This window comes from Streptomyces sp. NRRL B-24572, assembly GCF_002156145.1.
In the GTDB taxonomy this organism is placed as follows: Bacteria; Actinomycetota; Actinomycetes; order Streptomycetales; family Streptomycetaceae; genus Streptomyces; species Streptomyces vietnamensis.
The window spans coordinates 24,557-37,898 of sequence record NZ_MWIG01000212.1 but is presented as its reverse complement, the minus strand read 5'-3'; the positions used below and the strand labels follow the sequence as shown (position 1 = coordinate 37,898).

Genomic DNA, 13,342 nt, shown 5'->3' with positions numbered 1-13,342 from the left:
CGGTGCCGTCGGCGGTGCCGGCCGGGACGTCGAAGTAGACCTGGTCGCCGTTCTTGGCATCGGTGACCGGCTTGCCGGTCTTGTCGACGACCTGGACGCCGGCGGGGGCGCCCGGGGCGGCCGCGAGCTTGGCGGTGGCGTTGGTGGTGACGGTGATCGGGCCGAGCTTCTCACCGGGCTTGCCGGACACGGTGGCCGGGGAGAGGCTCAGGGAGGCCGTCGGCTCGTCGAGCTCGACCGCCTTCTCCAGCAGGTACTCCTTCAGCTTCTCGGCGTCCTCGTCCTTCGGCGTCGCGACGACGTTGTCGGAGAGGGTCCAGATCGCGGCCTGGGTGCCGGCGGCGGCCTCCCCCTTGGAGAGGTCGGCGCCCACCTTGCCGCCGAGGGTCTCGGCGGACAGCTTCGGGTAGGAGTTCTCCAGGATCCAAAGGATCTTGCCCGCGTTGGAGTTGTTGTGCAGGGAGGACTCGTCCCAGCCGACTTCCTTGTAGTCGAAGTCGCGCTTCGCCCCGGTGCGGAGGTCGATGCAGTAGGTGAAGAGGCTGCCCCCGCCGTCGACCTCCATCTTGAACAGACCGCCGCCGACGGACCACTTGGTGCCGTCCTTCTCGGTGATCTCAACGGGGCCCTTCTCGTCGTCCCCCGCGAAACCACCGAACTTCGCCATGACACCGCCGGTGCCCGGGGCGCCTTCATCGGCCAGAGCCGGACCGGCGGTCGCCATCGCACCGGTCGCGACGAGGCCGGAGACCAGGATCGTGGCTGCCAGGCGGGCAACGCCACGCCCACGAACTGAAAACATTGGATTCCCCTCCGGGCGCGCCGCTCCGCGAACTTGGTCGATTCGCGTGGGGGGAGCGCACGCCAGCAGAACTCACAGACTCAATGGGCTCACGTGCCGCACGAGTATTCGGGAATCCTAGGGACGCGAAACCCTCCGGTGCCCTGTCGTACGGTCAGATAACCATTCCGACTCGGAATCGTTATCACCCGGGCGAGTTGGTCGACAAATCTCCACAACACAAGGTCAGGGAGCGGTTACCAGCTGCGGAGTCACCGCCGTTCCCTCCTCCGCCGCCACCGCCCACGGGTCCTGCTCCGGCTGTGGCGCGGCGGTCTCCGGCTCCGACCTGGGCTCCGCCCGCGCCGCGCGCCGGAAGGCGGCCGTCCCCCGGCTCAGATCGTGCCCAACGGCCGTCGCGGCCACGTCCACGAACGTCTTGCGCTGTCCGTCGCGCTCCTCCTCGCGGACCTTCAACCGACCGTGCACCACGAGTGGTTCGCCGACGGACACCGAGGCCGCGAGGTTGGCGCCGAGCGAGCGCCAGGCCGACACCGTGTAGAAGCTGGTGTTCCCGTCGGACCAGAGGCCCCGCTCCCGGTCCCAGCGGCGCGCGGTCACCGCGAACCGGAAGCGGGCCACCCCGCCGGCCGCCGTGTCCCGGTACTCCACCGCCGTCGCCACGTTGCCGACGAGCGTCACGGTCGTGTCGTTCATGGTTCCGCCCCCACTCTCCCGGTGTCCGGCTGCGTGGACACCTCGTGGAGACGATCCTCGGGCGAGCGCGGGAATCCCGCTCGGGCCTGTGGACAGCCGCGCACCTGGGGACAACTCCCTCACCCGGGAGGGTGGAAAGGGGGTGCCCGAAGGCTCGCTACCTTCCCCGCGCCCCCGCCCGCGTCGCGCCGAGACGCCTCGTACCGGGGCGGCTTCCGCCCACCACCCGGGCGGCCGCCGACGGCCGCGTGCCGACCACCGTCGCGTACTGCTCGCGCACCTCCCGGTAGCGCATGAGCTCCGCCGCCACCGGGTCGAGGACCCGGGCCCGTCCGCAGGCCGCGGCCGCTTCCCTCAGGCGGCGTTCGGCCTCCTGGCCGTACCGGCGGGCCGGGCCCTTCACGGCGCCCTCGCAGGCCCATTCGACGAGCGGACCGCCGATGATCCCGCCGAGCATCACGAGGACGGGCGGCAGCAGGCCCGGCTCGACGACGCCGACGATCTGCGCCACCAGCCAGAGCGCGCCGAAGATCTGCAGGAGCGTCATCACCGCCTGGGCGAGGACGGCCGCGGGCCACCAGGCGGGCCGGGGCGGCCGGGCCGCCGGGTCCCCGAGGGAGACCGTCAGCTCGTCCAGGGCCTCCGGCAGCCCGTCGGCCCCGCGCGAGGCCGCCTCGCGGACCGCCTGCGCCCAGGGCGCCGGGAGCCCGCGCGAGGCCTCGTCGGCGACGATCCGTACGGCCTGCTCGACGCGCTGGCGGGCGGTCAGCTCGTCCTCGACGGGAGCCGCGAGGTGCGGGTCGGTGGAGCCGTGCGCGCGCATCCGCTCGTACCAGCGGTAGAGCCGCAGCCAGGGGGTGCCGCAGGCCCGGATGGCGCCGCGGCGCCAGACCCGCTCGGCGGCCTCGCCCGCGGCCTGGGCGCCGACGGCGACGGCGAGCCGGTCCGTGAAGGCGTCCCTGGACCGTTCGTCGAGGCCGGGCCGCCCGTCGGCGACGTACACCTGGCGCAGCCGTGCGGCGGCGGCGTCGACGTCGGCGGCGAGACGGCGTTCGGGCGCGGTGCGTTCCTGGACGAACCGGGCGACGAGCTCGCGCAGTTCGGGCACGCCCTCGCCGGTCAGCGCGGAGAGCGCGAGGACCGTGGCTCCCGGCTCACCGTGCTCGCCGAGCGCCACGCCGTCCTCGTCGAGGAGGCGGCGCAGGTCGTCGAGGACGAGGTCGGCGGCCTCGGCGCCGAGCCGGTCGATCTGGTTGAGGACGACGAAGGTGACCTCTGCGTGCCCGGCGAGCGGCCGCAGGTAGCGCTCGTGGAGGGCGGCGTCCGCGTACTTCTCCGGGTCGACGACCCAGATCACGGCGTCGACGAGGCCGAGGACCCGGTCGACCTGGTCGCGGTGGGCGGTGACCGCAGAGTCGTGGTCGGGCAGGTCGACGAGGACGAGCCCCTGGAGCTCGGTGTCGCCGGCGCCGCCCGCGAGGGGGCGGCGGCGCAGCCGGCTGGGGACGGCGAGCCGGTCGAGCAGCCCGGCGGCGCCCTCGGACCAGCTGAGCGCGATGGGCGCGGAGGTGGTGGGGCGGCGCAGGCCGGTCTCGGAGACGGGCACGCCGGCGAGGGCGTTGAAGAGGGTGGACTTGCCGCTTCCCGTGGCTCCGGCGAGGGCGATCACGGTGTGCCGGGAGGAGAGCCGCTGGCGGGCGGCGGCCTCGTCGAGCACGCGCCCGGCCTCGGCGAGGGCCTCGCTCTCGACACGGGCGCGGGAGAGCCCGACGAGCTCGTGGAGGGCGTCGAGACGGCGACGAAGGGGCGCGCCGTAACTGCCGCCGAGGGGCGGCAGGGCGTCGTCCTCCTCCTTGACCTCACGGGGCTTCTCCTCCGCGACGGCGGCGGCCCGCTCGGCCGCCCGCCGTGCGATCAGCCCGTCGTCCCAGCGCTCGCGGTCGCGCTCACGGCCGTCGTCCACCACGTCACTTCTCCTTCTGCAGTACGGAGAGCGCGGCGATCAGCTCCGCCTGCGGCTCGGGGGTCACGTCGAGCGCGTCCAGGGGGGCGAGGCGCCGGTCGCGCTCGGCGTGCAGGACCCGGTCGACGTACGAGAGGACGAGTTCGCCGCCCTTGTCGCGGAGCCGCAGGGCGGCCTGGGCGCCGAGGAGTTCGGCGAGGCGTTCCCCGGCGGCGCGGGCGCGGCGGCCGCCGAGGAGGGAGGCGGCGAGGAGGGCGGCGACGGTGTCGGGCTCGGGGACGGCGGTGCGGGCCGCGCGCGAACCGGAGGGGCGCTCCACGCTCCGTACCTCCTCCTCGGCCAGCTCTTCGAGCACGCGGCGCCAGCGGCGCACCTCCATGCCGATGCGTTCCGTCGTCTCCCGGTCGCCGCCGGTGCGGGGCGGGCCGAGGGCCTCGGAGGCGGGTTCGCGGCGCCAGGCGTCCCGTACGCGCTCCTCGGCGGCGGAGACCGCGCAGTGGAGGAGGGCGGCGAGGGATTCGGCGAGGGAGTCCAGGAGCTCCTCCGCGGTGCTGTCCCGGGGGTAGCCGCGCCAGCGGGTGCGGGCGTCGCCGGCGAGGACGGCGCCGCGGCCGAGCTCCTTGCGCACCCGCCCGGCCTGCTCCCGGTACGCGGCCTCGACGACGCCGCCGAGACGGCCGGCGGCGGCGTACTGGGCGGCGACGGCGCCGGCCAGCTCGGGCAGCCGGGCGTCGAGGGAGTCGATGACCCCGGAGGCGGTCCGGTCGGCGGCCTGCTGGCGGGCGGCCGGGTCCTGGGCGCGGTGGGCGAGCCAGTCGCGCAGGGCGGCGACGGCGCTGTCGGGCAGCAGCCCGCTGCCGCCGCCCGCGGACTCGGGCAGCTCGGGGATGGTGAACCGGGGCACGCGGTCGAGGCCGGCCTTGTCGAGCAGCGCCCCGTACTGGCGGGAGACCTCGCCGATGACCTGGTGGGGGACGCGGTCGAGGACGGTGACGAGGGTGGCGTCGTACTCCTTGGCGGTACGGAGCAGGTGCCAGGGCACGGCGTCGGCGTACCGGGAGGCGGTGGTGACCATCACCCAGATGTCTGCGGCGCAGATCAACTCGGCGGCGAGGAGCCGGTTCTCGACGACGAGGGAGTCGATGTCGGGCGCGTCGAGGAGGGCGAGCCCCCGGGGCAGGGAGGCGGCCGTCTCGACGCGCAGCGCGTTCTCCTCGGGGGCGGGCTCGTCGACGGGGTGGTCCTCGTCGGCCTGGGGCAACCAGACGCGGGTGAGCTGCGGGAGGACCCGCATGCCGGCGAACCAGTGGTGGTCCTCGGGGTGGCAGACGAGGACGGGCGTCCGGGTGGTGGGCCTGAGCACCCCCGCCTCGCTGACGCGGCGCCCGACAAGGGAGTTGACGAGGGTGGACTTCCCGGCCCCGGTGGATCCGCCGACGACGGCGAGGAGCGGGGCGTCGGGGTCCTTCAGACGGGGCACCAGGTAGTCGTCGAGCTGGGCGAGCAACTCGGCCCGGGTCTGGCGGGCGCGGGGCGTGTCGGGGAGGGGCAGTGGGAGACGCACGGCGGCGACTCGGTCGCGCAGGGCGGAGAGTGCGTCGATCAGCTGAGGCCGTTCGTCCAAGGTCACCACATGCGAAGAATGCCCAATTTATGAGTGTTTTTGAAGCGTATGGGGGCCCTACGCGCCGAAGAGAAGGGTGGCAACCGGAAGGTCGGGCATAACGAGTGCACAACACCCGCCCCGAGTGGCGTGAAAAGCGCTGCGCGAATCGCACCTGCCTGCGATTATCGGTTCGCTTCACCGAACCTCCACATCGTGCCACGCAGGTGAAGCAACCGGGCCAAGGCGATCGGAGCCCTATCCTTGTCCCGGCAGGCACACCCCACCCACCAGGGGCTCCTGGCCACACGGCCACCACCCGGCCCCCGTAGCTCAGTGGATAGAGCAGGTGCCTTCTAAGCACTTGGCCGCAGGTTCGAGTCCTGCCGGGGGCGCACACGAATCGACCCTCCTTCGGGAGGGTCTTTTTGCTGGTCAGAGGCGGTTTTCGGTCAGCGGCAAGGAGAGCGAGAAGGGCGCCCCTGGTGGCTGGATCTGTCCGGCTGAATCCGGTCAGAGGCGGCCTCTGGCGGCTGGTTTTCCCGAAAACTTCCCGAAGTTTTGGGTCCGCCCGCTGCCCTGCCTCACTCCGGTCCGCGTGCTCTTGGCTGCCGCTGGGTTCTTGGGTGGATGACGGTGAGCTGCCCCTCGACTCCGGCAGGCAGGCTTGAGCGCTGCACGGGATGCGGCGAGGCGAGCGAGGAGGCGAAGATCGCGACCAGGTCGTGCGGTGTACTGCCGCTGAAGGCCGCCCACCAGAGGTAGGCATCACCGACGCGGGGTTCGGCCCACGCCTGCCAGCCGAGTCTCTCGGGCCGCGGGTCGGCATCGCGAACAAGCGAAGGCACTTGCTCCAGGGAGATTCCGGCCGTGAGTCCGGGGGCAAGAGCGGCGGTGCGCGGACGGTCGATGTCGCGGGCCCAGCCCTGAGCACAGACTGCCACCAGGACAGCCTCGGGGCCGTCAAAGCAGAAGGCCGGTTCCGTGCGGGCGTCGAGGGCGAGAAGGAAGTCGGTCAGGGTCTCGTGGGGGACGCCGGCGGTGAAGTACGCGTTCCACTCCGGCAGAGTGCTGCTGGGATGCGACCGGGCGGAGATCTGCCAGGCAACCGGAAGGTCTCCCAGTTCGAACGAGCAGGCGGCGCGCGTCCACTCGGCGCCGCACAGCCCGTTGGGGCTCGTGTAGAGGAGGGTGTCACGGGCGGTCGGCCACATCCGCCAGCCTGCGGCGGCGAGGGCCGCGCCGACCTGGTCGGCCAGGGCCTCGTCATCGCCCGCCAAGTGGCGAGGAGTGCCCCGGTACGGATGTTCGGGAGGACGGGAATCGCTGGAGTGTTGGGGGTACAGGGGCGCCTCCACGTGGTCGAGGGCTCGGGCGGCCGTCCACGTTGACATGGCCCCAGGGCCGTGACCAGTCCTTTCGCGCTCTTCCCCGTCTGCCTCGGGCGAACTGGCTCCTTCTCCGGACCACTGAAGAGGAGGGGCGGCTCACCAGGAGATCAGACGGCCCTCCGGTGTGTGCGCGAGCGTTACGCAGCCGATCCAGTCACCGCTTTCCGGGTACTCCCAGTTGTCCGCGTCCGACAGGGCGTTCAGGAGTTCCTCGCGGGCGAGGGGCGGACCGGGCTGGAAGCCGGTGCCCCCGCTCGGAGGCGTCCAGGGGATGACGCGGCACACGTCGATCCACCCCCTGTCGATCAGGGGAAGGAGGATGGGAACCAGCTCTCCGGGCGGCGCCGATGCGAGGGGTTCGTCCAGATCGCCGCGGACGCCCGGGAGGATGTCGATCTCAAAGGCGTTGAGCATGAAGGCGCGCTCGGCGGCGGAGAGGTCTTCTGGAGCGTTCACCCCGGGATCCTCGCACGGCTGATGTCGGTGGCCGCAGGGCCGTCCGTTGACGGAGGCGATCGGCGCCGTCAGGGTCGGTGCATGGATTCCACCTCCGCGTCGCCCAGGCACGCCTCAGCCTGGTCGAGGCTGCTGGAGACGTACCGTCCCCGGCCCGCTCACGAGCAACAGGGTCCGCCGTCCCTTGGATGCCTGATCGAGGCGGCCGGCCGCAACACCGCGCTCGGCGCGATGTACCCCTGGGTGTCGATGCAGCAGCTGAGCGTGTCCACGGGGAACAGATGGGAGGAGTGGGGACATGCCCCGCTTCCGGCGATGTTCGCCCGCCCCGACGGGTACGAGGTCGTAGGCCGCGACAGGTGGGGGGACGTCGTCCGGCTGGCGACGCCCGATCCGGCAGAGGCCGTCGTGTTCGCGGCGGGTCTGGTGCGCACCGATGACGCCGTGAGGCCGGTGGAGCCGCACCCCTGGTCGTTCGAGGTGGAACGAGTCCTGCGGGAAGCGGGCTGGTATCCCGGGCGGGTTGTCGATACGACCTGCTGGAAACAGCAACTGGAGCAGGACGGCTTCCGCTCCCACGCCGCTGCCGAAGACTTCCTGCGCGAGTTCGGCGCGCTGGCGGTCGGGCACGGTGGCGCCGGCATCACGCGTGCCCGGGAACCCTTCGCTCTGGACCCTCTCCTGGCGCTGGGCGAAGCCGACCGCTTCGACCAGTGGAGCGAGGAGATCGGCCACCGACTCTTCCCGGTCGGCGAACTCGCCGGCGGGCTCCTCGGGCTGGACGAGGACGGTGAGCTGTACGTCGTCGACGACTGGCCGGCCCGATTCGGCCGTATGCCCGAGGCCATGGAGAACCTCGTTCTCGGCGTCATGCCCGTGCGCATGCCGGAACCCGAGTAGGCCGGGGCACAGGAGAACGTCCTGAGCCGCCGGCACAACGCTCGTGGTCGTCCGCTCAGGACGCCGTGGTATTCCGGAACGTGGTGAGGAGCGCCCGGGCGCGGACCCGGAAGGCTTCGTCCTGGCGGATGATGCGGTTCTCGACTCCCGAGCGGACCACCCGGGCGTCGCCGTCGGCGAGGACTTCGAGCCGGCGCAGGTGGTCGCCGTTCAGGGCGGCGCCTCCGAGGGCTTCCAGGGCGTCGCAGGCCCCTGTCGGATCGGCGTCCCACTCGGCCGAGGCCAGAACGGCGGAGGCGAGTGCGGCGTGGTCCAGAGCGGCAGGGTCCCCCACGGCTACGAGGGCCAGCACCGCGGCCGGCGCCTGCACCGGATCGTCGAGGGCCGCTTCCAGCCTGGCGGTGAGCGGCCGGCCGGCCGGGCCGAGGAGTGCGGTCGTCCGGGCGGCCCTCGCCACCGACCAGCGGGTCCACCGGCTCTGCGCGGCGCGGTCGAAGACCGACGCGAGGATGGCGACGACGGGTTCCGGGTCCCCCGTGACGCGCCACAGGGCTTCGGCGAGGGCCGTGTCCGTGTCCAGCGCGGGCGTGGTGTCCTTGCCCGGGTCACTGAGCGCCCCACGCAGAAGTGGCGCCAGAGCCGCTCCTCGGGAACCGAGTACGGCAGCGGTCCTGGCGGCATCGCGCAGGTCCCAGCCACCACGGCCGAGTTCCGGTTCGAGGCATCGCAGCAGCGGCGCGGGATCGTCCGTGAGGTCGTACAGGGCCTTCGCCGCCGGGAGAACGTCCCGTTGGGCTGCCGCACGCAGCGCGGTGACGGCCATATCGCGATCCGCTGGAGCGCAGTCTGCCGCGACGGAGGCAAGGGCACGTGTGGCCTGGCCGGGAATGTGGGCGACCGCTGCGCACAGCTCGGGCAGCGCAGCCGCCGCCTCGGCGCCCCACCCGGCCAACAGGCTGGTCAGCTGCCACGGTTCGTTGCCGCTGAGCGCCGCGGGCCGGGAGAGGCGGGAGCGAACGGCATTGAGGAGTTCCCTGTCGAACGGAAAGGCCGCGCTCTCCTCGTCCCACAGTCCGGTCGCCGCATCGAGGGCGCGTGGGCGGTGCTCGAGGCCGGCGGCGAGGAGCGGAGCAGCCTGCTCGGGTGCGACGAGCACGAGTGCGGCCAGAGCACGGTCGGCGTGATCGTCCTCCCGGTCCAGGTTCCGTCCGGCGAGAGGGGCGAGCACGTCCGCAGCGGGCTCGGCGGCGCGCGCCAGCCGCGCCAAGAGAGACGCCATGTCCACCACTGCCTTGTCGTCGACAGCCGCCGCACGCAGGCTCTCCGCCAACTGCCGCGGGGCACTGCGCGAGAGCATGCAGGCGCGGTCGGCCGCCCAGGCGCCTTCGGCCCGGACCTCGGCCCGGATGTCGCGCAGGGCCGCGTCGACCAGGGCGAACGCCGCCTCCCGCTCCGGTCCGTGATCCCGGCCCAGGAGGGCCTCGACGACGGCGGCCAGCGGCTCGCCGCGTTCGAGGTCGAAGTCGGAACGCAAGGAGCCGGCCGGCAGGAGCGACAGCATCGTCGCGTGCAGGGAATCAGACCATGGAGCGCCTGCGTCGAGGCAGGCGAAGAGGGCGGCCAGCCGCACCACGGCGGGCTGGGACGGGTCCAGGACGGAAACCGCCTCAGCCGCTCCACGCTCCGGGTCGAGCCGAGCGATCCCGGCCAGGGTCTCGGCCCGGACGGCGGGCTCGGTCTCCTCCGCCCAGCGGATCTCCAGGGCGGGCAGGACGGTTCTGCCGTCGCGGGTGTGTGAAACCGCCCAGGCGGCGGTCCGCCGGACGTCCGACTCGGCATTGGCCAGCAACGGCAGAAGCAGCTCCGACTGCGCGGCCACGGCCGCCCGGACACCGCCCGGTGCCACCCCGTACTCGTCCTCGCTCTCGGCCATGCCGCCGAGCAACCCGAGGACGTCAGCCGTACGGTGGCCCGCCGCCGCGATCCTGGCGAGGAACGGCACCGCTTCCGCGCTGGCCGCGTAGACCGTCCCCTGATGCAGCACGCTCCCGTACAGCTCCGACAACGCTTCGGACGCCGCAGCGGCGTCCGTACCTGTCAGAGCCCGAAGCAGGTCGGGAACGTCCTCCGCGCTGCCGTACGCGTGGGAGGAGGAGGCCCAGGGCAAAGCGTCCAGGCCATCGAGCGGGTGTGCGAGATCCATGCGGGGCATGGTGCCAGCCGCCTCTGACAGAGCCTCCCCGCAGCCAGCCAGCTGCAAGGCTCCTCGGACGCCCTTCCCAGTGGTCGAAGCAACCGGCCGCGTCACGGGACGGTACATGGGCCCAACGGCCTTCAAGACACGGCTCGGCCGGCAACGCACGAGAAGCACCACGCCTAAGACGTCGTTTCTTATGGCTGCGGTGCGGGGTGGATAGCTTCAGGGAAGCCCAGCTCGTCCAGCAGAGCGTCGAACAGCTCCTCCACGAAGGTCTCCTGTGCGCGCAGCAGTTCCTCGACTCGAGGCTGCTGCGCCGCAGCGGCTTGGACACCAGCTGCTGACGCCCACATGAGGGCGCCTTCGGCGTCGGCCGGCACGTCCACATCGAGCTCTGCACGCTTGTGTCCGATGGCCTCTTCGAACTCTGGGGTGGCCATCCACAGGCTCACGTCGTCCACGTCCTCGGGTTCCTCGACGAGGAGGGCAGCGGCGTTGTCCAGGTTGATCCATGCCTGCCAGCGGTGCCCGTCGGTGTCCAGGCCGGTCACGAGGGCGACGCTGCTGTCGGAGACGTCGGCGACGCAGGCCGGCGCACCGGTCCATTCGACCAAGGTAGGCAGGTGCTCGTCCTCCCAGATGCCTTGTTCCAACTGCAGGGTCTGCCAGCCGCCCGGTCGCGGCTGCCACTCGTGCACGTCGTCCCTCAGCCCTGGACCGGTGCTGTTGAACAGGGGTGCTTCCAGCAGTGGACGCTCGCTGCGTGCAAAGACCAGATGACCGGAAAAGCCCATGGAACCTCCTCGTCGGATACCAGCGCACCCTACGAGCTGCCACTGACACCACCGGTGCCGACCGGCTGTCGCTCCGGACCGACCGGCTCACCGGATCAACCGGCGGTAGCCGATGAGGACTGCGGCTATGCCGACGAAGGCCAGGAAGTGTTCAGCCTTGCGCTCATAGCGGCGATGGAGCCTCCGGCAGCCCGCCAACCAGGACACGGTTCGTTCGACAACCCAGCGGTGGCGGCCCAGCCGCTGTGAGGACTCGACACCCTTGCGGGCGATGCGGTGGCGGATCCCCCGCCGGCGGAGCCATCGGCGCAGATGGTCGTAGTCGTAGCCCTTGTCCGCGTGCAGTTTCGCCGGCCGCCGGCGCCGTGGCCCGCGGCGGGACCGGATGGGCGGGATGCCCCGGACGAGAGGCTCCAGGCCCTGGCTGTCGTGCATGTTCGCGCCGGAGATGCCCAGGGACAGCGGCAGACCGTTCCGATCGCAGATCAGGTGGATCTTCGATCCCAGTTTGCCGCGGTCGGTCGGATTCGGTCCGGTCAGTGGCCCCCTTTTGCAGCCCGCAGGCTGACGGAATCGATCGCGCACCGCGACCAGTCCAGCTCGCCTCGCGCTCCGAGTTCGTCGAGGATCACGCGGTAGAGCTTCGCCCAGACCCGGTCCCGGCTCCACTGGGCGAACCGGCGGTAGACCGTGGGCCAGGCAGGGCCGAACACCGGCGGCAACTGACGCCACGTGCACCCCGACGTCGCCACGAAGATGATCGCCGCCAGGGCCTCGCGGTCACCCGTTCTACGCCGACCGCCGCCCTGCGGACGTATTACCACCGTCGGTGGCACCACGCGCCTGAACAGCACCCACAACTCGTCCGGCACCAGCCGCTCTACGAGATCCGTCATGCATGGATCAACGAACGATCACGCCATAAGAAACGACGTCTAAGAGAGCATCTGATCTAGGTAGTTGGTGTTATGGGATGTTCTTGTGACTGCAGGTCGTGGCACTCGTTGGCCAGGGCGTGACTCCTCGACGCGCGTATCGCAGTGACGTCTCCGATGCCCGCTGGGCGTTGATCGAGCCCGTGTTCGTTGCTTGGAGGGCCGCCCGGTCAGGGCCCGGGACGGCAGCGCGGGTGCACGGGTGCACGATCCGAGAGAGATCGTGAACGCGATCCTCTACGTCAACCGCACCGGGATCCCGTGGGAGTACCTGCCGCACGACTTCCCGCCGTTCAAGACCGTCTACGACTACTACGCCAAGTGGGAGGCGGACGGAACCACCGAGCAGGTCCACGATCTGCTGCGGGACAGGACGCGCCGGGCGAACGCCCGAACGGTGGAGCCGTCCGCGGCCGTGGTGGACGCGCGGAGCGTGAAGACCTCGGCAACGTCGCCGAAGCCGGTCAGGGCATCGACGCCGGCAAGAAGATCAAAGGGCGCAAGCGCCACCTGATCACCGACACCCTCGGACTGATCCTGACCGTCCTGGTCACCGCCACCTCCGTTCACGACTCCACTGGCGGCAAACAGGCCCTGACCGAACTGGCCGCAACACATCCGAGCGTGACCAAGGTCTGGGCCGATGGCGGCTACCAGACCAGCGTCATCCAGCACGGCGCCCACCTCGGCATCGACGTGGAGGTGGTGCAGCGACCGAAAGAGAAGGGCTTTCATCCGCTGCCCAAGAGGTGGGTGATCGAGCGGACCTTCGGCTGGCTCATGCAGCACCGCCGCCTGGCACGCGACTACGAGGCTCTGCCGCAGCGATCCCGAACGACGATCCACTGGGCCATGGCTAACAAAATGAGCCGCGAACTCACCGGAGAATCCACACCAACCTGGCGATTCGAAACGGGCATCACGCCCACATCAACGTGAACGTTGATCAGATGCCCTCTTAGAGCCCCCTCGACTCGGTCGAGTGTGCGGAAGCTCTTGCTCGTCCGGGTCCCGAACCTGCTCTGCCTCGATGAGCCGGCCATAACATGTGCAACGACGTCAACGTCACTCATAGCATGGCCCTTTCGGCAAGCCCTTCACGTCGAGCGGGGGGTTAAGTCATGGGGTTCGATGACGACTGGGCCACGATCGTGTCCGCATCACGGGGCCGACAGCCGGCGGGAACTCGACTCAACTCGACCGGTCCCGAAGGTGCGGGCTCAGAGTCGATGAATCTGATCGTCACACAGGATGACCTGGGTGCTGTGGGGCACGAGGCATACGTGCTGCACGAGCAGTTACGCGAAGGGGCCGACATCGCGGGCGTCGGCAGCGGCAAGAACGGCGAAGGGTCGACGGTGCAGGCCGCCAACGAGTTGTCTTCGCGGCACATGACGATGGGCAGCGAGCTGCTGACCACGCTCTCCGTGTGGGATTCGCAGGTGAAGACGGTCCTGCAGATGTGCGCGCACATCTCGAACCACCTCGACTACTCGAAGCGGTCGTACGCGCAGAACGACAAGCACATCGAGGACTCACTCCGACACCGCGACGGCACCGCCGTCTCGGTGTCGGAGATCTCCACGTACGCGCGCTGAAGGACGG

Annotated in this window: 11 protein-coding genes, 1 tRNA gene and 1 pseudogene; 4 read left to right on the top strand and 9 right to left on the bottom strand. The window is 71.1% G+C overall.

The window, feature by feature from the left end; genetic code table 11:
• From CCN56_RS13485 to CCN56_RS13470, 4 genes are all read right to left on the bottom strand, one after another.
• Positions 1-802, bottom strand: an 802-nt coding sequence (locus tag CCN56_RS13485) for a thioester domain-containing protein (protein ID WP_143664513.1), incomplete at its 3' end; no start/stop codon positions are given.
• Between the two features lie 225 nt (positions 803-1,027).
• Positions 1,028-1,498 carry a single-stranded DNA-binding protein gene (locus CCN56_RS13480; protein WP_086826744.1) on the bottom strand — a complete coding sequence of 157 codons (471 nt, stop codon included), beginning with the start codon at positions 1,496-1,498 and terminating at the stop codon, positions 1,028-1,030.
• A 157-nt stretch (positions 1,499-1,655) separates the two neighbouring features.
• Positions 1,656-3,464, bottom strand: a complete 1,809-nt coding sequence (locus CCN56_RS13475; RefSeq protein WP_086826742.1) for a YfjP family GTPase — start codon at positions 3,462-3,464, stop codon at positions 1,656-1,658.
• 1 nt (position 3,465) lies between these two features.
• The gene (locus CCN56_RS13470) at positions 3,466-5,085 is read right to left on the bottom strand and encodes a dynamin family protein (protein WP_086826740.1); all 1,620 of its coding nucleotides are present in this window, start codon (positions 5,083-5,085) and stop codon (positions 3,466-3,468) included.
• 301 nt (positions 5,086-5,386) lie between these two features.
• Here CCN56_RS13470 and CCN56_RS13465 point away from each other — a divergent pair.
• Positions 5,387-5,459, top strand: a tRNA-Arg gene (locus CCN56_RS13465).
• A 189-nt stretch (positions 5,460-5,648) separates the two neighbouring features.
• Here the strand turns inward: CCN56_RS13465 and CCN56_RS13460 are convergent.
• Together CCN56_RS13460 and CCN56_RS13455 are read right to left on the bottom strand one after the other, a co-directional pair.
• Positions 5,649-6,422, bottom strand: coding sequence for a DUF317 domain-containing protein (locus tag CCN56_RS13460; RefSeq protein WP_086826754.1), 774 nt, complete (start codon positions 6,420-6,422; stop codon positions 5,649-5,651).
• A 129-nt stretch (positions 6,423-6,551) separates the two neighbouring features.
• Positions 6,552-6,911, bottom strand: coding sequence for a hypothetical protein (locus CCN56_RS13455; RefSeq protein WP_086826739.1), 360 nt, complete (start codon positions 6,909-6,911; stop codon positions 6,552-6,554).
• 315 nt (positions 6,912-7,226) lie between these two features.
• On the opposite strand from CCN56_RS13455, the gene CCN56_RS13450 reads away from it, so the two are divergent.
• The gene (locus CCN56_RS13450; RefSeq protein WP_086826752.1) at positions 7,227-7,811 is read left to right on the top strand and encodes an SUKH-3 domain-containing protein; all 585 of its coding nucleotides are present in this window, start codon (positions 7,227-7,229) and stop codon (positions 7,809-7,811) included.
• Between the two features lie 55 nt (positions 7,812-7,866).
• On the opposite strand, the gene CCN56_RS13445 is transcribed toward CCN56_RS13450, so the two are convergent.
• The 3 genes from CCN56_RS13445 to CCN56_RS13435 form a co-directional block, all read right to left on the bottom strand.
• A complete protein-coding gene (locus CCN56_RS13445) occupies positions 7,867-10,014 on the bottom strand; it encodes a hypothetical protein (RefSeq protein ID WP_256961954.1) in 2,148 nt (715 codons plus the stop codon).
• Between the two features lie 188 nt (positions 10,015-10,202).
• Positions 10,203-10,802, bottom strand: a complete 600-nt coding sequence (locus CCN56_RS13440; RefSeq protein WP_086826737.1) for a hypothetical protein — start codon at positions 10,800-10,802, stop codon at positions 10,203-10,205.
• Between the two features lie 87 nt (positions 10,803-10,889).
• A protein-coding gene (locus CCN56_RS13435; RefSeq protein WP_107484146.1) for an IS5 family transposase occupies positions 10,890-11,698 on the bottom strand; the annotation gives its coding sequence in 2 pieces (ribosomal slippage) (positions 10,890-11,348 and positions 11,351-11,698; 807 coding nt in all).
• Positions 11,699-11,817: 119 nt separating this feature from the next.
• Here CCN56_RS13435 and CCN56_RS13430 point away from each other — a divergent pair.
• Positions 11,818-12,676: pseudogene (locus CCN56_RS13430) on the top strand (IS5 family transposase).
• Positions 12,677-13,002: 326 nt separating this feature from the next.
• On the top strand, positions 13,003-13,335 hold the full coding sequence (locus CCN56_RS13425) for a hypothetical protein (RefSeq protein WP_306300604.1): 333 nt from the start codon (positions 13,003-13,005) through the stop codon (positions 13,333-13,335).
• The last annotated feature ends 7 nt before the right edge of the window (positions 13,336-13,342 follow it).

Bases quoted from the DNA above. Each gene is read 5' to 3' on its own strand.
- CCN56_RS13480 (WP_086826744.1), bottom strand. From the start codon at position 1,498: ATGAACGACACGACCGTGACGCTCGTCGGCAACGTGGCGACGGCGGTG.
- CCN56_RS13450 (WP_086826752.1), top strand. From the start codon at position 7,227: ATGTTCGCCCGCCCCGACGGGTACGAGGTCGTAGGCCGCGACAGGTGG.
- CCN56_RS13445 (WP_256961954.1), bottom strand. From the start codon at position 10,014: ATGGATCTCGCACACCCGCTCGATGGCCTGGACGCTTTGCCCTGGGCC.
- CCN56_RS13440 (WP_086826737.1), bottom strand. From the start codon at position 10,802: ATGGGCTTTTCCGGTCATCTGGTCTTTGCACGCAGCGAGCGTCCACTG.